The 20058-nt window shown below is 48.0% G+C and carries 20 protein-coding genes; 6 read left to right on the top strand and 14 right to left on the bottom strand.

Annotated features, from left to right (window positions below):
- Positions 1-49 precede the first annotated feature (49 nt).
- Both BN6539_RS05745 and BN6539_RS05740 read left to right on the top strand, forming a co-directional pair.
- Positions 50-931 (top strand): SPL family radical SAM protein, encoded by an 882-nt coding sequence (locus BN6539_RS05745; RefSeq protein WP_067535011.1) that lies wholly within the window; start codon positions 50-52, stop codon positions 929-931.
- Between the two features lie 15 nt (positions 932-946).
- Positions 947-1540 (top strand): TetR/AcrR family transcriptional regulator, encoded by a 594-nt coding sequence (locus BN6539_RS05740; protein WP_067535008.1) that lies wholly within the window; start codon positions 947-949, stop codon positions 1538-1540.
- 73 nt (positions 1541-1613) lie between these two features.
- Here BN6539_RS05740 and BN6539_RS05735 read toward each other — a convergent pair whose 3' ends face one another.
- Entirely contained in the window at positions 1614-2081 is a 468-nt protein-coding gene (locus tag BN6539_RS05735; RefSeq protein WP_067535006.1) for a VOC family protein, read from the bottom strand.
- An 83-nt stretch (positions 2082-2164) separates the two neighbouring features.
- Positions 2165-2998: a helix-turn-helix transcriptional regulator gene (locus tag BN6539_RS05730; RefSeq protein WP_067535005.1), complete on the bottom strand. Its 834-nt coding sequence runs from the start codon at positions 2996-2998 to the stop codon at positions 2165-2167.
- 252 nt (positions 2999-3250) lie between these two features.
- On the opposite strand from BN6539_RS05730, the gene BN6539_RS05725 reads away from it, so the two are divergent.
- The 3 genes from BN6539_RS05725 to BN6539_RS05715 all read left to right on the top strand — a co-directional run bounded on the left by BN6539_RS05725 (position 3251) and on the right by BN6539_RS05715 (position 6377).
- Positions 3251-4159 carry a helix-turn-helix transcriptional regulator gene (locus tag BN6539_RS05725; protein ID WP_067535002.1) on the top strand — a complete coding sequence of 303 codons (909 nt, stop codon included), beginning with the start codon at positions 3251-3253 and terminating at the stop codon, positions 4157-4159.
- Positions 4160-4224: 65 nt separating this feature from the next.
- Positions 4225-4686 carry a GyrI-like domain-containing protein gene (locus tag BN6539_RS05720; protein ID WP_067534999.1) on the top strand — a complete coding sequence of 154 codons (462 nt, stop codon included), beginning with the start codon at positions 4225-4227 and terminating at the stop codon, positions 4684-4686.
- A gap of 152 nt (positions 4687-4838) precedes the next feature.
- Positions 4839-6377 (top strand): sodium/proline symporter, encoded by a 1539-nt coding sequence (locus tag BN6539_RS05715; protein WP_067534994.1) that lies wholly within the window; start codon positions 4839-4841, stop codon positions 6375-6377.
- A gap of 144 nt (positions 6378-6521) precedes the next feature.
- Here BN6539_RS05715 and BN6539_RS05710 read toward each other — a convergent pair whose 3' ends face one another.
- The 10 genes from BN6539_RS05710 to BN6539_RS05670 form a co-directional block, all read right to left on the bottom strand.
- Positions 6522-7394, bottom strand: a complete 873-nt coding sequence (locus BN6539_RS05710) for an Rpn family recombination-promoting nuclease/putative transposase (RefSeq protein WP_207645080.1) — start codon at positions 7392-7394, stop codon at positions 6522-6524.
- A gap of 119 nt (positions 7395-7513) precedes the next feature.
- On the bottom strand, positions 7514-8128 hold the full coding sequence (locus BN6539_RS05705) for a CatB-related O-acetyltransferase (RefSeq protein ID WP_067534988.1): 615 nt from the start codon (positions 8126-8128) through the stop codon (positions 7514-7516).
- On the bottom strand, positions 8125-9459 hold the full coding sequence (locus BN6539_RS05700; protein ID WP_067534986.1) for a hypothetical protein: 1335 nt from the start codon (positions 9457-9459) through the stop codon (positions 8125-8127). The genes BN6539_RS05705 and BN6539_RS05700 overlap by 4 nt, the downstream gene beginning before the upstream one ends.
- Positions 9460-9678: 219 nt before the next feature.
- Entirely contained in the window at positions 9679-9942 is a 264-nt protein-coding gene (locus BN6539_RS05695; protein ID WP_067534984.1) for a CD3324 family protein, read from the bottom strand.
- A 208-nt stretch (positions 9943-10150) separates the two neighbouring features.
- Complete coding sequence (locus BN6539_RS05690) at positions 10151-10390, bottom strand: hypothetical protein (protein ID WP_148484454.1); 240 nt, start codon at positions 10388-10390, stop codon at positions 10151-10153.
- A gap of 65 nt (positions 10391-10455) precedes the next feature.
- Positions 10456-10854, bottom strand: coding sequence for an Rpn family recombination-promoting nuclease/putative transposase (locus BN6539_RS05685; protein ID WP_147363165.1), 399 nt, complete (start codon positions 10852-10854; stop codon positions 10456-10458).
- Positions 10814-11053, bottom strand: coding sequence for a hypothetical protein (locus tag BN6539_RS22270; RefSeq protein WP_147363164.1), 240 nt, complete (start codon positions 11051-11053; stop codon positions 10814-10816). Before BN6539_RS22270 ends, BN6539_RS05685 begins: the two co-directional genes overlap by 41 nt.
- Before the next feature lie 206 nt (positions 11054-11259).
- Positions 11260-12687, bottom strand: a complete 1428-nt coding sequence (gene nhaC / locus BN6539_RS05680; RefSeq protein ID WP_067534975.1) for a Na+/H+ antiporter NhaC — start codon at positions 12685-12687, stop codon at positions 11260-11262.
- Between the two features lie 28 nt (positions 12688-12715).
- Positions 12716-14374, bottom strand: a complete 1659-nt coding sequence (locus tag BN6539_RS05675) for a hydantoinase B/oxoprolinase family protein (RefSeq protein ID WP_067534972.1) — start codon at positions 14372-14374, stop codon at positions 12716-12718.
- A gap of 3 nt (positions 14375-14377) precedes the next feature.
- The gene (locus BN6539_RS05670; RefSeq protein WP_082907367.1) at positions 14378-16426 is read right to left on the bottom strand and encodes a hydantoinase/oxoprolinase family protein; all 2049 of its coding nucleotides are present in this window, start codon (positions 16424-16426) and stop codon (positions 14378-14380) included.
- A gap of 210 nt (positions 16427-16636) precedes the next feature.
- Here BN6539_RS05670 and BN6539_RS05665 point away from each other — a divergent pair, with 210 nt between their 5' ends.
- A complete protein-coding gene (locus BN6539_RS05665; RefSeq protein ID WP_067534966.1) occupies positions 16637-17575 on the top strand; it encodes a LysR family transcriptional regulator in 939 nt (312 codons plus the stop codon).
- A 62-nt stretch (positions 17576-17637) separates the two neighbouring features.
- On the opposite strand, the gene BN6539_RS05660 is transcribed toward BN6539_RS05665, so the two are convergent.
- Together BN6539_RS05660 and cls are read right to left on the bottom strand one after the other, a co-directional pair.
- On the bottom strand, positions 17638-18465 hold the full coding sequence (locus BN6539_RS05660; RefSeq protein ID WP_067534963.1) for a methyltransferase domain-containing protein: 828 nt from the start codon (positions 18463-18465) through the stop codon (positions 17638-17640).
- 53 nt (positions 18466-18518) lie between these two features.
- Positions 18519-20054, bottom strand: a complete 1536-nt coding sequence (cls, locus tag BN6539_RS05655; RefSeq protein ID WP_067534960.1) for a cardiolipin synthase — start codon at positions 20052-20054, stop codon at positions 18519-18521.
- Positions 20055-20058 lie beyond the last annotated feature (4 nt).

Genomic DNA, 20058 nt, shown 5'->3' with positions numbered 1-20058 from the left:
TATACTTATACTTATTCTAACATTTATTCAGGGAGGAAGAAAGCATTAAATGTCATCTCATTTTCGTGAAATCACTTGTAAACAGGCGCTAAACAAACTACACAGCCGCAGACTGCCTTATAGCTGGGATCTGAATATCTATCGCGGCTGCGCGCACAAGTGCGAATACTGTTTCGCCCTGTATACCCAGGACTACATGCCCGATAATGATTTCTTTGACACCATCTACATCAAAACCAATGTCGTCGAACAGCTTGAGAAGCAGCTTGCCAGCCCTTCCTGGAAACGGGAAATCGTCAACATCGGCGGCGTCACCGACAGCTATCAGCCCATCGAAAAAGAGCGCAAAATGATGCCAGATATCTTGAAGCTGTTGATCAAATACAGGACGCCCTGCATCATCTCCACAAAATCCGATCTGATTCTGCGTGACTTTGACCTGATTGCCGAGCTTGCCAGTATCACCTATGTCAACGTAGCGGCGACCATCACCTGCATGGATGAGAATGTCAGGCAGAAAATTGAGCCGGGCGGCGTCCCGTCGCTCAGGCGTTTTCAGATGCTCAAAGAATTTGCAAAGACCGATGCGTCACGAGGGCTGCACATGATGCCGATCATCCCCTATCTGACCGACTCTGACGAAAATCTGAACGCCCTTTACTCTCACGGTGAAGATGCAAAGGTTTCCTACGCCCTGCCCGGCCTTCTCGGCCTTCGCGGACGGACGAGACGCTCTTTTTTTGATTTTATCAGATTAGAGTATCCCAGATTGGATCCGATCTTTCGCGATTTATATAGAGAGGGGCGGCTGGATCAGGAATATCGGACGGCGTTCTACAAACGCCTCGCAAAAATCAAAAAGGCACACACCCTGTCCCATAATTACATGCCGCCAAAGAAGGACGAGGGCGTACAGCTCTCCCTGTTTTAGAAAGGACAACGACACATGGCAAAGAAAAATACGAGAAATACCAAGGGCAAAATTATTTCCGCCGCCTGGAAGCTGTTCTACGACCAGGGGTACGACGATACGACGGTGGACGAAATTGTTGAAGAATCCGGCACGTCAAAGGGTTCGTTCTATCACTATTTTGACGGAAAGGACGCGCTGCTCTCCTCCCTCTCCTTTCTCTTCGATGAAAAATATGAGGAATTAAAAGAGACGCTGCAAGGAGACGACAGCGCCATAGACCAATTGATTTACCTCAATCAGGAGTTGTTTTTGATGATAGAGAATTCCATCTCTGTAGATCTGCTGGCTCGTCTCTTCTCTTCCCAGCTCATCACCAGGGGCGACCGCCACCTCCTCGACCAGGACCGCACCTACTATAAGCTGCTGCGGAAAATCTTGCAGGAAGGCCAGCAAAAGGGCGAGCTGCGCCGCGACCTTTCTATCAACGAGATCATCAAGACCTACGCCATGCTGGAGCGGGGGCTGATGTACGACTGGTGCCTGTGCAACGGCGATTATTCCCTGGCGCAGTATGCGAAACGCGTCCTGCCTATGATGCTGGCAGTGTACAAAGACTGCGATGCATAGCCCTGAGAAAATACAAAAAAAGCAAGGGCGGAGCCTCCGCCCCCGCCCTCAAATGATGATTCTATTTCAGTCATTATTCTGCTGCACGCAGCATTTTTTCCACATCCGTGACGGTTCCGTCAATTCTCTTTGCCACTTCTTCCAAGGTCATCCCCTGATCCATGAACTTTTCTATAACGGACTTCATACTTTCGCCGACCTCGATGAGATGGTTGTCCAAATCGTAGAAACGAATGACGCGCTGTCCCCAGCCGTGCTCTTTGACGTCATGAAGCAAGCGAATATCATTCCTTTTCTTCAGCTTTTCCACGAACTCGTCAAAATCCTGCATTTCAAAATAAACCTCAAAGCTGTTCTCCCTGTCCTTGATTTCTTCTGACGGAATCCCTGTAAGCCAGCTAAAATCCTGCTGCAAGGCCAGCCCGCAGTCGAACCCCACATTTATGCCAAAGTCGGCATCCACTTTAAGATCAAATATTTCTTCATAAAAGGCCCTCGCCTTATTGATATCTTTCACAGATAATAAACATGCAAAAATCATTGTATCTCCTCCTTGTCGTTTTTATAATTTTATCATCTTTCTAAAACGGAAAATAGGAAAAAAGCGACATCTTTTACCGTCTGTTATAGAATTCTTTTGACGGCTTCCCGCGGTGTCATAGAATGGTACTTTTTAAAATGGCTGATCAAATGTGACTGATCCGCATAGCCATACTTGTGCACCATATCCTGATAGTTCAAGTCTCCTGAACGCAATAGCTCCTGCCATAGTGACTGATAGCGGACTAAATCCGCCATTTGTTTCGGCGAAAGACCTGTCATTTCGCGAAAAATCCGCTGTGTCTGCCGATGGCTGTATCCCAGATGACCGGAGATATCATCCAGGGTCACGTTTCCCTTCTGTCTCACCATCAGTTCTGCGCCATTAAGAAATTGCGAGTTAGGCCTGCTGTCTGCAATCCGTTTTTCTATATACCGCTCGGCTAGGCGAACCCTCTCCGAAAAAGCAGTCACATCAAAGATTTGCTCACAGAGGGCCTGCGCATCGGGAAAAAACTCTTCTGCAGGCAAAAGCTGATCCATCGTACCTTTATAATGGTCCGCACCAATTAGATGCATAGCCCAGAAAGGAAAACGAATGGCAAAGAGAGACATCTTTCTCTCATCTTCTCTCCATTGGTCGATGCTGTAGGTGCTGCTCATACCCACAAAAGTCATTCGATAAGTGCCTCTCTCATTGTCTTTCAAGAGCATCAAATCAAAGCAAGTGTCAGGAACAATCAAGGTGTTTCTATATATGGCCGATCTGGCAGGGTCAAAATCCTGTTCTGAACCCCAAAAGCAGCGGATATATGGTTCCAGCGCCGGAGAAGGCAGGACGTTGATGTAAGTCGCATCCGTCATAAATGGATCTGCCGTCATGGCAGTATAGGCGAAATGAAAATTGATTTTACTCATGGGCAGCTCCTCTCTATTACTGCAATTATATACGATGTTCGAAATCGCCACAACTTCTTATTATTGGCAAATGCCATGGAGTCATGATACAATGTCCTTACCCGATGATTGGCGAGCGAGAGCGAAGACAGAATCGAGGTAAGACAGGTGCCCAGTGCCTCTTAGCGATTGGCGAGGCGAAGCCGAAGACAGCGCTTAGAGCATATGGTGCAATGATTTCACAGTTTCACTGACAAGAAGGAGAATCTATTTATGAAAATTGACCGCCTCATCGGAATTCTATCTATTTTGCTGCAGCAGGAAAAGGTGACAGCGCCATTTCTGGCTGAAAAATTCGAAGTATCCCGCCGCACCATAAACAGGGATATCGAAGATTTATGCATGGCCGGCATCCCTCTGGTCACCCAGCAGGGAAGGGACGGCGGTATTTCCATTATGGACGGTTACCGTATGGACCGCACTCTCCTGACTTCAGGTGAAATGAAGTCCATCTTGGCAGGTCTACGCAGTCTGGACAGCGTCAGCGGCACAAATCGCTACCAGCAGCTGATGGAAAAGCTCTCCGCAGGCAGTTCCGATATCCTGGCCAATAACGACCACATTCTGATTGATCTGTCATCCCAGCAGAAGTCCTCTGTCGCGCCGAAGATCGGGCTGATCCAAGACGCGATCGAGCAGGCCCAACTGCTAAAATTCGAATATTACTCCCAAAAAGGAGGAAGTCAGCGCCAAATTGAACCCTACTATCTGGTGTTTCACTGGTCCTCCTGGTATGTCTGGGGATTCTGCCTGGAAAAACAGGGTTTCAGACTGTTCAAGCTGGGCAGGATGATGAATCTGACAAAAGAAGAAACGTTATTTGATCCAAAACCGGTGCAGGCGCCCGACCTCTCCAGCGAAACAGTTTTCCCGCCTTCATTTGAAGCAAAAATTTTGTTTGAACCGGCAATGAAATGGCGCATTATAGATGAGTTTGGCATCGATACCATAGAGGAACAGTCAGACGGAAAGCTGCTGGTCACATATCAGGCCTTTGACAAATTCAGCCTCTTCAGTTGGGTTCTCAGTTTCGGCAATCAGGCCGAACTGGCGGAACCAAAAAACTTGCGAAGAGAACTCTGCGAACTGGCCGCAGAAATTAGTTTGAAAAACAAAAATTGATGACACACTGATGTCATGTTATCGATGTTAAGATAAGCCTATCAAAAGAAAGATAGGAGAAACAAATGAATTACGAAATTGTCAATTTAGAAGAAAAAAGAGTCGTCGGTCTCGCCGCCAGAACCAATAATCAGTCTCCCGAAATGGGCGCCGTCATCGGCGGGCTTTGGGAAAAGTTTTATGGGGAAGGTGTTTATGCGCAAATAGAGAACAAGACCAGTGACAAAGCCCTCGGTATCTACACAGACTACGCTGGCGGAGCCATGGATGATTATACCATCATGGTCGCCTGTGAAGCCGCTGAATCCGAAACGATGCCAAAAGATACCATCGTCAAAACCATTCCAGCCGGCAGATACGCCAAGTTCGTCGTCAAGGGCGATATGCATACCGCAGTAGCAAACTGCTGGATGGAAATATGGTCCATGGACCTGCCCCGCACTTTCATCAGCGACTTTGAAGAGTATCAGGATGACTGCATGGACGGTGACGCCGAAATCCATATCTACGTCGGATTAAAAAAATAATATTTTTAGTATAATAAATCGTCTAACTAATAAGCATTGAAATTTCAGTGCTTATTTTTATTTTATCTGGTAATAGTTTAGACTTTATTCTGTATTTCAGTCTAATTCTGTTTGTGTTACAATGGATTCTGATTGAAAGGAGAACGTTCATTATGAATACATCACAAGTCTGCATCACGATTGCAATCGTCGTCTACTTGCTTTTCGTTCTTGGCGTAGGCGTCTATTTTTCAAAGAAGAACAACAATGTCGGTGATTTTTATCTCGGCGGCAGAAAGCTGGGTCCCTTTGTCACCGCCATGAGCGCCGAAGCCTCTGATATGAGCAGCTGGCTTCTGATGGGACTGCCCGGCGTCGCTTACCTTACGGGAATCGCTGACGCTGCCTGGACCGCCATCGGACTGGCTCTGGGGACCTATATCAACTGGCTCATCGTTGCCAAACGAATTCGTACTTATTCCCATCATATCGATGCCATTACGATTCCGGATTTTTTCTCGAAGCGTTATCACGACGATAAAAACGTACTCAACGCCATTGCAGCCGTCATCATCATCCTGTTTTTTATTCCCTATACAGCATCCGGTTTTGCTGCCTGCGGAAAACTCTTCGGCAGCCTCTTTGGCGTCGATTACTTCTGGGCCATGGTCATCAGCGCCATCGTCATCGTAGGTTATACGACGCTGGGCGGCTTCCTTGCAGCCAGCACCACCGATCTGATCCAAAGCATTGTCATGTCAATTGCTCTGATCGTGGTACTAGGTTTCGGGATCAATGCCGCCGGAGGCTGGAGCACGGTCGTGGATAACGCCAGCGCGCTGCCGGGATATCTCAATCTGAGCCAGACCTATGATCCGACGTCTGGCAGTGCATCCCCTTACGGTCTTCTATCAAAATGTTCCATGCTGGCCTGGGGACTCGGGTACTTCGGCATGCCCCATATTCTGCTTCGCTTCATGGCCATCGAGGACAAGGAAAAGCTGAAACTTTCCAGAAGAATTGCCACCATATGGGTTCTGATTTCTCTGGCGGTTGCCATCACCATCGGCGTCGTCGGCTACGGGATGACCCAGGCCGGCGCAGTAGAATACCTCGACGGTTCTAACGCAGAGACTATCATCGTGCGGATTGCAGGACTGATCAGCCAGCACGGTGCTCTGGCCGCCCTCGTCGCCGGCGTCATCTTAGCGGGTATTCTGGCTGCTACCATGTCAACCTCTGACTCCCAGCTTCTGGCGGCCTCCTCCAGCGTATCACAGAACATCTTTAGGGATTTTCTCAAAATCAATATGAGTGAAAAGAAGTCCATGCTGACGGCAAGATGTACGGTCATCGCAATCTCTGTCATTGCAGTGCTTTTCGCTTCTAACCCGGACAGCTCCGTTTTTGAAATCGTCTCTTTTGCCTGGGCAGGTTTTGGGGCTACCTTCGGTCCTGTCATGCTCTGCGCCCTTTTCTGGAAACGTTCTAACAAGCAGGGTGCTGTTGCGGGCATGGTAATCGGCGCAGTGATGATCTTTGTCTGGAAATACGCAGTCAAACCGCTGGGCGGCGCTTTCGGCATTTACGAACTGCTGCCTGCATTCCTGGTCGCTCTGGCAGTCAACATCATCGTCAGCCTGTTGACAACGCCTCCAGAAAAAGAGGTCGGCCAGGAGTACGAAGCATATGCTTTAGAAATAAGGAAGTAGATCATCCGTGGACCAAACAGCACGAAACAAAAATCAGAGTAGAAGGTTCCGTTCCTACTCTGATTTTTTTCTCTAGCTATTTATATTATTGTTCTTTTACGCCAGCAAATAAGCTCATACTGGCTCTCACTACCAGGGGCAGAATTAACAATCGCTGTACGTTTCATAATACTGGCGCGCTTCATCCTCTTGCAAATCGAAGCGAAGCACAAGCTTTTCAATAATTGCTTCCGCTTCCCTTCCGTCTTCTACATAATCCTGTATAAAGGCAGCGATGCCTTTCTCAATGCCAATCCGCTCGCCGTCTTTTTCCGCAAGCATTACTTTGGTGGCTAAATCGTGCTCTGCAATCTCCCTGCGCCACAATAAATCCTGAAGACTCTCATCTTCTGTTATCTCTCTGAATACCTGATCCGACATTAGGACGGCCTCCTCTCCTGTATCTAACAGCTTTTCTACATAGTCAGCTCTCCTGTGGTCTCCAGCAAATTTGAGATATGCGCATAACCGCTCTAATGGTTCCATCTCTTCGGGATCTTTACTGTCATCTATCTTCCCAAGTTCAAGAAAATAGATCTCCAGTCTATCCGTCAGTAACAGCCCTTCCCTGTTTTCTCTCAATTCAAACTTCGTGTGGAAACTAGGCGTATCCTTAAACATGACGCCGTCAATAAAGGAGATGACTATACTTTTTTTCATTGTATCATAATCCTCTCCCTTTGCCAACGAAGAGTTCACCATTCTCGCCCCATAGATAAGCGTCCGCTCTCCAAAAAATAACTGCACAGAGGCTTGCATCTCTATATTAAATTGCTCTCCCTTCTCCGATCGTGCCTTGACATCCATTACCGTCTCTTTATCCCCTGGATGAAATCCCTTATGTACGGTATTGACTATTTTAACCTCCGTAATAGGATCTTTTCTTTCTAGGACTACATTCAGTAAAGAAAGCAGGGCCTTATTCGATTCCTTCGTGCCCGCACCATAGACTAGAAAGAAAATAATATCGTTAGTCATAGAAAGATGATCACGCATTTGCGTTTTTTTGTTAAATTGTATGATTTTTCCCATATAATTCCATATCCGTTTTCTTTTACGTTATCATGGATATATGGGGAAGTCAATGGCAAAAAACTTCACTTTATCTGTTCAATACAGCCGTTTTTGATCGCCTCAATATTCTCTGCCAGCTTCTCTCTCGGCCAGTCCCACCACTGCAGGTCCAGCAATTTTTCAATGGTCTCTTCTGAAAAACGCTTTTTTATCGGTCTGGCCGGTATCCCGCCGACAATCATATACGGCGGAACATCTTTTGTCACCACTGCCCGCGTTCCAATGATAGCGCCGTCCCCGATGGTGACGCCTGCCATGACGACGGCCTCATAGCCGATCCAAACATCATTTCCAATGACGATGTCCCCCTTGTGATCCCAAGAACTTGCAACGTCTTTACGATCCAGTCCCCATTCTTCAAAGAAAAGAGGAAAGGGATAGGTGGACAAAGAGTTCATAGTATGATTGGCGCTGTTAAAGAGGAACTTTGCACCGCAGGCGATGGAGCAAAACTTGCCGATCATCAGTTTATCGTCGTTAATCGGGTAGTGATAAAGCACGTTGTTGTGCTCAAACAGCGTTGGGTCATCTCTGAAATCATTGTACATGGTATACTCGCCTACCATAATATTCGGATTCTTGATTGCATCTTTTAAATAAATGGTCTGTAAGTCTCCTGTTCGCGGATATATTTTCATTTTTCAATCTCCCCTCTGTATAAAAACTGTTTCCAGCCTTGCACTACGGCTGCAACAAGTCGGTCGGCTGTATCTCTGTTCAGCGGCATGACTCTGCCGTGATAGGAATAATAAATCAGATTCGACCAAAGCACTTCGTAACCGCCTTTGTCGTATTCTTCAGCGGTGGGAAGATAACTGCTGCATCCATTGGTATAGCCGCCAAACAGCAGCAGAGGATTCCCTGCCTTGTCCGTCACATCCAGAGCCATCCTGCACATGGTCTCATTTGCCGCGCCGCATAAACAACCGTCGTTAATACAGAAATACTGTATTTCAACATCGGCAAACTGCTTTTTAATGTGCAGGCCCTGCAGGCGCTGTACTTCCTTCAGCCAGCCGGTTCCGTCTATGCCCGCCATCTGTGCCGCCTCCTGCGCAATCTCAGCTGCACGTTTCAGCGAGGGCACATCTGCTGCAAAACTGCTGTGCATCGAAAACATGGCAAGTCTGGTTATTGACTGTGGTATCATGTCATCGATGATGCTGTCCACTGCACGATCTATGCTATCCGCCATTTTGCGCAGTGCATCCCTGCTCTGGTCAAAGTATTTCTTCTTCTCTGCCTCTGTATACTTCTTATGCGGTTCTTCCCATGCATGTATTTCCAAAAACGCGGCATTGTCCTGCTGATATCTTGGTCTGATATCGCCTGCTGCTCCCTGTGTCATCATCACTTCACAGCCGTATTTTTCTTTTAATAATTTTCTCGTCACACCAAAGTAGTCTGCTGAGATGAGATCATTGTCACTGGAAAGTACGTTAGCATGCGCTGTGACTCGCAGCAGCAACAGCTTCAATGTGCCTGAATCGCTGTCAACCACCTTCAAAATACCAATGCGGTTGTCTACTGAAGCGGTATCGCCACGACGGTTCACGCCAATTTCACCAGATCCGAGTCCCCAGGCAGCTTTGATGGGATTCATCACGGAAACCGCCTCAGATACTGCGGTCAGTATTTTCTCACAGGCAAGCTGATAATAGGTTCCGTCTTCCGTACCGGCATTTGGAGCCGAGTGAGTATGGGAAAAACAGAGCATTACCTTCTCTGGCGGCGTGCACAATTTCGCCCCGATTTTCTGCCGCAGCAGATTGGAAAGCTCCGCAGTGAAGCCCAGACTGTCAATGGTTACAAGGCAGCAGGTTTCCTCTGTAGATTTCAGAACCATAACCGATGCCTCTAAGCGGTGCAGTATTCCCTTCGATAAATTGTCGGGTCTGGCAAAACCGATCATCTCTGCCTGCTCTTCTGGAGTAATATCTGCACAGGCATATCCCATATATACATTCATCAAATCTCCCCTTTCTGTCTTCTATCATACATGGAGAATACCCGCCTCTCAATATACAAAATAAGGCAGACCTGTTCTGTATACTATATGAAAGCTGGCTGTTTTTCCCAAATGATGCAGTCAATTCATTTCTTCATAACCGGTTCACGCAGCTCCTGCCCCCGAAAAGCAAAAAACCCCTGCACACTTGGGCCTATTGACCAGTGTACAGGAGTCTTACTATTTCTGATATATGATTTTCCTGATTGCATAAATTGAAAGGCAATAGCGGTCAGCCAACGCCTCAGCAGAAATACCGCGACGGTACTCTGACAATATAGCAGCGTTTCGCTGATCCAGTTCTTTGCGATAACCGGATAACTCTCCCCAGGATTTACGCCTTTCTCCTTTTGCCGGAACATAGAGATATCCTGCCTGTATGTATTTCTGCAGTTCCTCTACCAATTCATCCGGAAGAATCAGGGTTGCATTTGTATATTTCATGTTGGCTTCCTCCTCGATTATTTCTTTCAAGCAGCAAAGCCAGCAATCTCGTTTCAGCGACGCCGATCTACTCCATGCAAGTGTCGCTCATCATACTGGCTTTGCATGGAGCCATACATCGTTTCGCCTTTTCTCGTTCCTACACATTTTATCACCACCTTGTTTCTCTTCCATATTACTTAGAAGCATTACAGCCCCTCAATCTCATCTAACGGCAAATCAGTAAGTTCGGCGATTTCCACCAGTTCAAATCTGTCAACACTTCGAACAACATCCCGATGACCTCCGTTCCGTATTTTTCCAGGAACTCCTTCAGTATGTTTTCCGCCCTGCACTTCTGCAGGATTTCGGCCATAACGCTGTCACTCAGTTTTTGCGTTTCCGCATACTCTCGTACAATACCGACAAACTGACTGTACTCCTGTAAAGTCCTGCATCGTTCCATCACCTCAAGATTCCTTCTGTTATTAATAACATAGGAAATATCGTCCAAAGGACGTATTTCCGTATGTTTCAAAGAACGTACCTTGCAAAGCGTCGCCCCCTTGCGGGCGACATCAGTGCATAGGAGCATCGCTCCGTTATGCACTCGTTATTTATATTGTACACTTTTACGGTCAGTTGTAAACCAGTTTCTTCCTCATGGTCATAAAAATTATCAGACAGTTTCATCTCTTGGTAATCAGGCATCTCCCTCACGCCGTTATATAGAACGATGAATTCGGGGCGGGGAATTTTGACGCATCTCTCCTTCAAAAAAGCGCTCATCCCATACATCCTCTGCAGAATCGTCGAATAATAGATCAAATCTCTGGTCGTCATATTTTTGTTAGGCGAAGATTGATGCTCAAGCAATACGACAAAAGTATTTTCAAGCAGAAAAGCGATATCGTTCTTTTCTGTTTTGAACACGGCATCCTCTATGGTCGTAAAGTTCACCTGGGTTTCCGTGGTGTATTCTTTCCCCCGCAATCGCATTGTACAGATTGATTACAGTTTCCTTGTTATTAAACAGTAGCCGAAAAACACTGTCTTTATACTCTCTGCGAAGAGATGCCCTCGCTTCTGGTGTTGCCGTCAGAAGTCCACCCTTGGTGTCTATGGTTTCCATATGTATGGTTCCTCCTTTTTCAATTAATATAAAATTATTACATTTTTATTTTACATCAATTTACATTTAGGTCTATGAGAATAACTACACAACAAAAGATAATTTCAGTGCAATTTAAAGAGCCGGCATATCCCTTACCGGCTCTTCATTATTCCAACAAACTAAAAAAATATGGATATTGAACGCGCCTTTGAAACCTATTTTATTTAAGCAGCGTTCCTCGTAGTCTTGCCCCGCAGACTTTTCCCCTCGCGGTCAAAAACTCCGATGCCCGTAACGGCACAGAGAATGGCAAAGACGGGGCAGAGCAGCGGCAGGAAGGCATAGGGCAGATACTGCAGCGTGGAAACACCCAACACACCGGAGCTGTATATGGCTGCTGCCGACCACGGTACCAGGAAGGAAAAAATCGTACCGCCGTCTTCTAAAGTCCTGGACAGCACGTATGGCGCCATGTTGGCCTTCTCATAGGATGAGCGGAACACTTCTCCCGGCAGCAAAATAGCCATGTACTGTGATGTTGTCAGCATGACCGTAGCCAGGCAGGAGATCAGTGTGGCGATAATCAAATTGCACGGCTTCAAAATTCTGTCCTTCACTTTATCCAAAATCACCGAGAGCACTCCCATTTCATACATCAATTCACCCAGTTCAAGAGCAAAGATGCAGTAGACAATGGTGGACATCATGGCCGAAATACCGCCTCTGTTCAGCAATGAGGCCAGTGCTTCCTCTTCAAACTCCCCGACAAATCCCACAGACATGGCTGTCACCACTTCGTTAAAGCTGAACTGCGGCTGTGCAATCAGCGCTGCGATAACGCCCGCCAGTGCGCCGATGATCAAGGCAATCATGGCCGGAATCTTCTTTGCGACGAGGATGATGGTGAACACCGGTACAATCAACAGTAGCGGCGAAATCGTAAAACTCTCGTCAAGGGCAACCACGATGGCTTTGATGCTCTGCAGAGATTCCTCCGAAGCAGCATTAAACTTCAATCCCATGATGAAGTACAAGACCGTCGTGATAACAAAAGAGGGAATCACCGTATAAAACATGGATTTGATATGGGCAAAGATATCGGTGCCTGAAGCCGCCGGCGCCATGTTGGTCGTATCAGAAAAGGGCGACATCTTATCGCCAAAGACTGCGCCAGACACCGCCATGCCGGCGACCAGGCCCGGATTGATTTCCATCCCGTAGCCGATTGCCATAAACGCTACGCCCATGGTGCCAAGAGATGCATAGGAGGAACCCGTAAAGAACGATATGATGCAGCAGATCAAAAAACCTACCGCAAGGAAAGAGGACGGCGTAAAAATCTGCAGCCCATAGTAAATGATCGAAGGGACGATACCCGAAATGATCCAGGTTCCCACCACCATGCCCACAGAAATGAGAATCATACCTGTCAGAGCGAACTTACGAAAGCCGCTTAGAATGATCTCCTGCAGGCGTTCCAGTTTCATGCCCAGGCAGATAGCGACAATACACACCGCCACCAAAGCCAGGATAAAGGTTACCATCGTATTGAGTTTCAGTACCGCCAGTCCCACAGACATGATACCCGCTACAATGACCAGGGTCAGCAGCGCCATCGGCAGGCTGACTAATTTTCTCGTATTTGTTTCCATATTGTCACCTCATAGACGGCATGCCGTCTCAAATTTCACTAACAATTCCGGCATCTGCAATCCATTTCTCATCGACAATGCCTTCCTCATACTCTCTTTTTACAACTTGAGGATTTCTTTCTGCTGCAGGCCCGTAGCCGCCGGCGCCGGCTGTCACCATTTCCACGATGTCATCTGCCTGCAGTTTTACGTTTCTCGGCTTTGGATTGTCTGATATGATCTGCCCATCGCGATAGATCCTCACCGCCGCGGTTCCGCCACTGTCACCGCCGCAAAGACCCCACGGCGCTCTGCGGGATCTCTCTGTGGCTGCTGCCACTAACATCGTGTCTCGGCTTTCTTCCAGAATCCGTATGGTTCTGACGATACCCATGCCTCCTCGATATTTTCCTGCACCGCCGCTGTTTTCGTGAAGGGCGTATTTTTCTACCATCAGAGGGTATTCCATCTCCAATGCTTCTACCGGCAGATTGGAAGTATTGGTCATATGGACGTGGACGGCATCCAGCCCGTCTTTGTTATATCTGGCGCCCGCGCCGCCGCCAATGGTCTCCACGTAGATATACGGCCTTTCAAATCTGGCGTCTGTTCCGGCAAAGGAGAAAAAGGACATCGCTCCGTTACCGGCCGCCGTGACCATCTTCGGATCCATTTTGGCAAAAGCGCCGAAGATGACATCTGCGATTCTCTGTGAGGTCGTCTCCCTGTCTGCCACTGGCGCCGGTTCTTCTGCCCAGACCAGGCTGCCAGGCTCTGCTAGGATGTGGATGCTGTCAAAAAAACCAGAGTTTGCAGGAATGGTCTTGTCCATGATCGACATCAGGGAATAATAGACCGTGGCTTTCAGAGCACAGGGGACGCAGTTATAAGGCCCGCTGACCTGTGGGCAGGTTCCCCGAAAGTCAAAGGTGATATCTTCCCCTTTGACGAGTACCGTCGTTTTAATCAGCAGATCCTGATGTCCCGCACCGTCGTCGTCCATATAGTCTGCAAATTCGTATGTTCCGTCAGGTAAAGATGCCACGGCGGCCTTTGCTTTGCGTCTGCCGTAGTCCAGCCACTTCTCGCAGAACGCTTCATAAGTGTCCAGACCGATTTTTTCTACTAACTCTGTCAATTTGTCCGCGCCGTACTGATTGGTGATGACTTGTGCGTTCAAATCGCCCTGGCGCTCATATTTCATCTGGAAGTTGAGCATGATCAGGTCAGAGACGTCCTTTACCAATTTGCCCCGGTCGTAGAGCTTGACCACTGGAATCCGCATGCCTTCGTCATATATCGTCGTTCCCTTCCTACTTCTATCAGCATGATGTCCCGTGTTGACCATGTAGGCGATTAGCTTCTCTTCATAGAACACCGGCCGCAGCAAGACGATATCCGGCAGGTGAGAACCTCCTCCCGTATAGGGATCGTTGGCGATGAAGATGTCTCCCTCGTGGACATTCGCCAGATCATACTTCTCCGTCAAAACCTCTACCGCGCCTGAGAGAGAACTGAAGTGAAGGGGGATATGCTGTGCCAAAGACAGCAGCTTGCCCTCAGGACTGAAAATCGCCACCGAAAGATCCTTTCGCTCCTTAATATTGGTGCTGTATCCTGTCTTTGCAAGAATGACCCCCATCTGCTCCGCAATAGAAGTCATGCTGTTGGCGATAATCTCCAGCGTAATGGAATTAATTTCTTTCATCCTCTATGCCTCCCTCTCGATGACCATGTTTAGATACTGATCTACTGTCGCCTTCTGCCCCACTAGAATCAAAGTCGTACTGTCCATCTGTTCTACAATGGCCGGTCCCTTGACCACGTTCCCATTCCGCAAAGCTGCCCTGTCGTAGAGGGGATAATCGGCAAAAACGCCGTCGCCCTGATAAACCCAACGGCTGCCAATGATGGCATTTGATGCGTCTGATCCTGCAAATTCCTCCTCTGTAATCACCGGATAGACGATGTCTCCCACGGCAGATAAGCCGAAGTTGACAATCTGCATCATGTCGTCCGTGCTGAAAGAATAAAGTCTCTCATAAGCTTTGATAAAGGCTTCTGCAATCGCTCCGCTGTCTTTGACCTCTTTCATGTCCAAAGGCACACGAATCTCGTGATTCTGCCCTTTGTATCTCATATCGAGAAAGTATTCCAGTGCGCGTTTTTCTGCAGGGATTTCTTCACTGTCAAACCAGGCCGCCGCCTCAGTTTCCAAAATACAGAATTCTTTCCTTAATACAGCAAAACTGTCTCCGTGCAGGTCTGTGACTTTGGTCTGTACAAAATCTCTGCGCATGTTTTCCGTCAAAAGTCCATAGGCAGCCAAAAGTCCCGGTGTCTTCGGAATCAGGGCTTTTTGAATCATCATCTCTTCCATCAGTTCTGCCGCATGAAGCGGGCCGGAGCCGCCAAAGGCTACCAGGCAGAAATCGCTCGGGTTGTAGCCCTTTGCCACAGTGACATTCTTAATCTCCTTGACAATGTTAGAATTGCTCACTGCGATGATGCCCTTTGCCGTCTCCAGAAGTTCCATGTCTATCTGCTCCGCCAGTCTCTGCACCGCCGCCTGGGAATTTTCTTTTTTGATATGCAGCCTGCCTGCAAGCAAGCTCTCCCCATTCAGATGCCCCAGCAGCACCCTGGCATCTGTTATGGTCGCTTCCCTTCCGCCCAGGTCATAACAGGCAGGGCCGGGATTTGCACCGGCACTCTGCGGACCTACTTTCAAGATCTTACCGCTGTCAATCCATCCGATGCTGCCGCCGCCAGCGCCAATGGTAGAAATATCAATAGCAGGAATCCGCACCGGATAACCGCTGATGGTTTTTTCGTCTGAAGCCTCGAATCTGCCGCCTGCTACCAGACTGATATCCGTACTGGTACCGCCGATGTCGATAGTAATCAGATCTTCTTCTCCGATGAGCGCGGTAATATACTGCGCTCCCACCACGCCGGCCGCAGGCCCTGATAAGCCCGTTTTGATCGGAAACTGCATGGACTCGGCGATGGACATGAGTCCGCCGTTAGAATGATTGATGTAGGCGTTCTGAATACCGATTTTCCCGAGAGTTTCCTTCAGGTTGTTCATGTATTTTTTTACTTCCGGTCCGACAAAGGAGTTGAGCACTGTTCCGCAGAGCCGCTCGTACTCGCGGAACTGTTTGGAGAGATCACTGGAGATGGTCAGGAACACCTCTGGCAGCGCCTCCTCAATCTCTTCTCTGAGCAGCCTTTCGTTTTCCGGATTCAGGTATGCGTTGAGGAGCATGACGGCAACGGATTCTGCGCCGCTGTCTTTGATTTTTTCCAGCAGTTCCCTGACTGCACACCGATCAATCGGCCTGACCACCTGCCCCTTGTAGTCCATCCGCTCCTCAACTTCAAAGCGAAGGCTGCGATTGATCAACGTCCTGACCTTGTCTGCCTGCAGGTCATAGAGGTCGGGTCGTTTCTGTCTGCCGATTTCCAGCAAATCACGAAATCCCCCTGTAGTAATCAATGCGGTTTTTGCTCCCCGTCCCTCCAGGATCGCATTGGTAGCTACCGTCGTCCCATGCATGAAACGACTGACTTCACTGCCGTCAAACCGATGCTGCTCTGCAACGACTTTGATGCCAGCAACCACAGCATCTGACTGATCGTGGAGAGAGGACGGCAGTTTGTACACCATCAGTTCCCCGCTGTATTCATCGATGGCGCAGATGTCCGTATTGGTGCCGCCTACATCTACACCGATGCGAATGGATCTATTCTTCATGACGCCTTCCTTTCTTACGATAATAGTTTACTATGACGTTCTGTCCAAAGAACCGAAGGTAATCTGCCTGGCAGAATTTATGCTGAAACTGTCCAGCCTCTGGCTGGCTTGCAGTTTGTCGTACACTAAAGATATCATTGTTTTTTTATGCAGTCCAAGATATAATCAATTATATATACATAAACGCAAATCTATCTTTTGGAGGTTTTTATGGAATTGCTGCAACTGAAGTACTTTTTGATGCTGGCGCGGACTGAACACGTCTCAAAGACGGCTGCCGCCTTGCATATCTCCCAGCCTTCCCTCAGCTCCACCATCAAGAAGCTAGAAAACGAGTTGGGCGTGCCTCTTTTCATCAGGCAGGGCCGCAATATCAAAATATCTCCTTACGGCGCGGCTTATCTTCCCTACGTGGAACAGATTTTTACTGCTCTGGAAAACGGCCAGCGGACGCTTTCTACACTGAAGGGAAATGACGACCGCCACTTGGCTCTGGGGATTCTCAGTCCCTATATCTGGAAAGATCTGCTGCGCGGTTTCAGCGAGGCCCACCCGTCGATCAAAATGGACCGTTACTCCATGGAAGGCAGCAACCACATCAAAGCGCTGCTGAATGGGACTATCGATATCTATCTGGGCGCTCTCAACGGTTTAGACAACGAAAACCTAACAAGCAAAGTTCTCTATGAAGACGACATGGTGCTGCTGGTCAACAAATCCCATCCCCTGGCTGGCAAAAGGTCAGTTGATTTGTCAGAATGCAGAGCTGAGCCTTTTATCAACTTGAGCAAAAGCACCAACTTGCAGCAGTTTATCTCTACTATCTGCGAGGCCGCAGGGTTTGTCCCGGACAGCATCATGGAATGCGACTATACCTTGCGCGACCAGATGGTCGTCGAGAATTACGGCGTCTCCATCACTACAAGGACTTCGGCCGAAAGTGTGGAGTCTGATCAGGTAACGGCCCTTGCCATTACAAGACCGAAGAAGAAAAGAATTTTGGGACTGGTCTGGCGCAAAAACCTGGTCTTTACTCCTGCTATGAAGAAATTTCACGACTTTGCCTGCGGGTATTTTTCCTCTGCAGCAAAGGCACCGACGAAAAGTGAACCTTACTTTTCTAATCAAAAGAGCGGAGCAAAAGGTTAACTCTGACCTTTTGCTCCGCTTTCTCACAAATATCTTTTTTACCTTAACCGCAGACAAGTCACTTATTTCCTCCGGCCCACCAGCACTTCGCCTTCTACGGTAATCTCCCGGATTTTGCTGATGTCGACGGCTGCCTTATCCACATCAAAGAGCAAAGGCGTCATCTGAATCAAATCCTTCAAGTCATCAGCTGCAATGGTCATTGTCTTCGTGGCTGTTACTGAACTTACTACTTCAAAATGATCCGCGAAATAATCGAGGACTTCATCATTTGCATATTCCTTCTTTCTGATCTGATTGCGGGCCGCTTCTCGCAGCTCTTTCAGATGATGATCGCCAGGAACTACTTTGACGACAATGCCATCCTCTTTGAGGACTCTGCCAAACTCTCCATAATTTGCCGGGGTAAAGACATCTAAAATACAATCGACGAGACCATCCTTAACTGGAATATGGGTGATATCCGCTACCAGCCATTTGACGAGCGCAGGACTTCTTGCTGCTACTTTGACAGCGTCAGATGCGATATCAAAGGCCAGTACCTGGGCCTCAGTCCGCTGACACAAGGCTCTGGAATAAAATCCTTCTCCGCAGCCTGCGTCCAAAACCACCTCCAGAGGATGGTGAGACAATACCGCAGAAATGACAGCCTCTGCAATATGATCGTAGTAGCCTGCCTGAAAAAAACGCTGACGGCTTTCAAAAAAGCCCAGATCATAACCCTTCAGCGGTTTACTGCTCTGCAGCAGGTTGACATAACCTTTGGTCGAAATGTCAAAGCGGTGTTCTCGCTTGCAGACCAAACCGCCGGCGTGAAATCTGACTTTTTTGCCGCAAATCGGGCACTGCAGCAGATTCTTTACCTCATAAAACTTGTCTACTTTGTTCATAATTCCCCCTTAAAGAATATCATGCGGCACGTTTTAACCATCTGAATTTAAGATCACAGTAACGGGCTCAGTACGCGGAGCACGCCGTCAAAGAGGACGCCGAAAAAGCCCCGTCTGCAATCCTCGTGGTGAATTTCCTTAGAGAGAGAAAAGGTATTTACACAATCCCTTTTCAGGTCGTAGAGTGCTTCACAGCCGATCATCAAAGTACCGCATTCAAAATGTAAAAACAGGCTGCGATAGTCCATATTGATGGTGCCCACAACGCCGATTCTGTCATCGCTGAGATAGCTTTTAGCATGAATAAAACCTGGCGTGTATTCGTATATTCGGACCCCAGCTTTAATCAGCGGCCTGTAATAGGATCTGGTCAAGCGGAAGACCATTTTCTTATCAGGAATGGCCGGCGTAACGATTCTGACATCCACTCCTCTTTTGGCGGCCAAAGACAAGGCCGTCTGCATCTCGTTATCGATAATCAGGTAAGGAGTGAAAATATAGACGTAATCCTCGGCTTGGCTGAGAATCTCCAGATAGACGTTTTCACCCATGTTCTCGTCATCCAGAGGAGAATCAGAGTAAGGCTGAATGATACCGTCACTGCCGAATTCTTCAGGGTGGCAGATGTGCGGCCTGAACGTTTCATAATCCTCTTCCGTCTTCTTGAAGGCGTTCCACATATTGAGGAACATGACTGTAAAGTTCCAGACGGCATGACCCTCCAGGCGGATGCCGGTATCCTTCCAATGGCCGAAGCGGACGACTTCATTAATATATTCGTCAGCGATATTAAACCCGCCGGAATAGCCGATATAACCGTCGATAACTAAAATCTTCCGGTGATCCCGATTGTTGTAGATCAAAGATGCAATGGGTGTAAGCGGATTAAATGGCAGCACTTTGATCCCGTGCTGCGCCAAACTGCTGATAAACCGTTTCGGCGTCTTATTGATGCTGCCCACATCGTCAAATGTAATACGCACGTCCACTCCAGCCGCCGCCTTTTCTTTTAAAATTGCAAAGATGCCGTCCCACATCTTCCCCTCTGCAATGATAAAGTACTCCATGAAGATAAAGTGCTCCGCCTTTTTTAAATCTGCCAAAATGTCCGGATAGACCTCGTCTCCCACCGCATAATATTTGCTCTTCGTATCCGTCCATGCCGGATAGGGTCCCTTCTGCGCTATGTAATTGACCGTGTCCAGCAGTCTGGTGTTCATGATTTCCCCCAGATCTTCTTCCTGCTTTAAGTCGTCCCTGTGCAGAGCCTCCTGGGGATCGATTCTCCACTTCAAGGATTTCGCAGGACGTTTATTGCCAAAAAAGGCGTACATGGCGGCCCCCAAAATAGGCATCAGGCAGATCAGAAGTATCCAGCCCATCTTGTATGCAGGATTATCGTCTCTCCAAATGACGAACAGCGCCATCAGCGCTGCCAGGACGGTAAAGAGAACAGAAATCCAGCTGGCGTAGTCAGCCAATTTAAAGAGCAGGACTGCAAACCATCCCAGCTGTACCAGGATTAAAGCTACCGTAATCGTCAGCCTGTTGAATATTTTGTTGATTGCTTTCCCTAGCGCTGTAATCATAAAA

Origin of the sequence: Emergencia timonensis (assembly GCF_900086585.1) — a bacterium.
GTDB lineage: Bacteria > Bacillota > Clostridia > Peptostreptococcales > Anaerovoracaceae > Senimuribacter > Senimuribacter timonensis.
Note: the sequence above shows the minus strand (reverse complement) of the source record. Positions and strands in the feature narration are given on the sequence as shown.

Excerpts from the sequence above, each read along its gene's own strand:
- BN6539_RS05695 (WP_067534984.1), bottom strand. The coding sequence starts at position 9,942 with ATGAAATATACAAATGCAACCCTGATTCTTCCGGATGAATTGGTAGAG.
- BN6539_RS05670 (WP_082907367.1), bottom strand. The coding sequence starts at position 16,426 with ATGAAGAATAGATCCATTCGCATCGGTGTAGATGTAGGCGGCACCAAT.
- cls (WP_067534960.1), bottom strand. The coding sequence starts at position 20,054 with ATGATTACAGCGCTAGGGAAAGCAATCAACAAAATATTCAACAGGCTG.
- BN6539_RS05725 (WP_067535002.1), top strand. The coding sequence starts at position 3,251 with ATGAAAATTGACCGCCTCATCGGAATTCTATCTATTTTGCTGCAGCAG.
- BN6539_RS05700 (WP_067534986.1), bottom strand. The coding sequence starts at position 9,459 with ATGAATGTATATATGGGATATGCCTGTGCAGATATTACTCCAGAAGAG.
- BN6539_RS05660 (WP_067534963.1), bottom strand. The coding sequence starts at position 18,465 with ATGAACAAAGTAGACAAGTTTTATGAGGTAAAGAATCTGCTGCAGTGC.
- BN6539_RS05665 (WP_067534966.1), top strand. The coding sequence starts at position 16,637 with ATGGAATTGCTGCAACTGAAGTACTTTTTGATGCTGGCGCGGACTGAA.
- BN6539_RS05720 (WP_067534999.1), top strand. The coding sequence starts at position 4,225 with ATGAATTACGAAATTGTCAATTTAGAAGAAAAAAGAGTCGTCGGTCTC.
- BN6539_RS05745 (WP_067535011.1), top strand. The coding sequence starts at position 50 with ATGTCATCTCATTTTCGTGAAATCACTTGTAAACAGGCGCTAAACAAA.
- nhaC (WP_067534975.1), bottom strand. The coding sequence starts at position 12,687 with ATGGAAACAAATACGAGAAAATTAGTCAGCCTGCCGATGGCGCTGCTG.
- BN6539_RS05710 (WP_207645080.1), bottom strand. The coding sequence starts at position 7,394 with ATGACTAACGATATTATTTTCTTTCTAGTCTATGGTGCGGGCACGAAG.
- BN6539_RS05730 (WP_067535005.1), bottom strand. The coding sequence starts at position 2,998 with ATGAGTAAAATCAATTTTCATTTCGCCTATACTGCCATGACGGCAGAT.
- BN6539_RS05740 (WP_067535008.1), top strand. The coding sequence starts at position 947 with ATGGCAAAGAAAAATACGAGAAATACCAAGGGCAAAATTATTTCCGCC.
- BN6539_RS05705 (WP_067534988.1), bottom strand. The coding sequence starts at position 8,128 with ATGAAAATATATCCGCGAACAGGAGACTTACAGACCATTTATTTAAAA.
- BN6539_RS05715 (WP_067534994.1), top strand. The coding sequence starts at position 4,839 with ATGAATACATCACAAGTCTGCATCACGATTGCAATCGTCGTCTACTTG.
- BN6539_RS05675 (WP_067534972.1), bottom strand. The coding sequence starts at position 14,374 with ATGAAAGAAATTAATTCCATTACGCTGGAGATTATCGCCAACAGCATG.
- BN6539_RS05735 (WP_067535006.1), bottom strand. The coding sequence starts at position 2,081 with ATGATTTTTGCATGTTTATTATCTGTGAAAGATATCAATAAGGCGAGG.
- BN6539_RS22270 (WP_147363164.1), bottom strand. The coding sequence starts at position 11,053 with ATGGAAACCATAGACACCAAGGGTGGACTTCTGACGGCAACACCAGAA.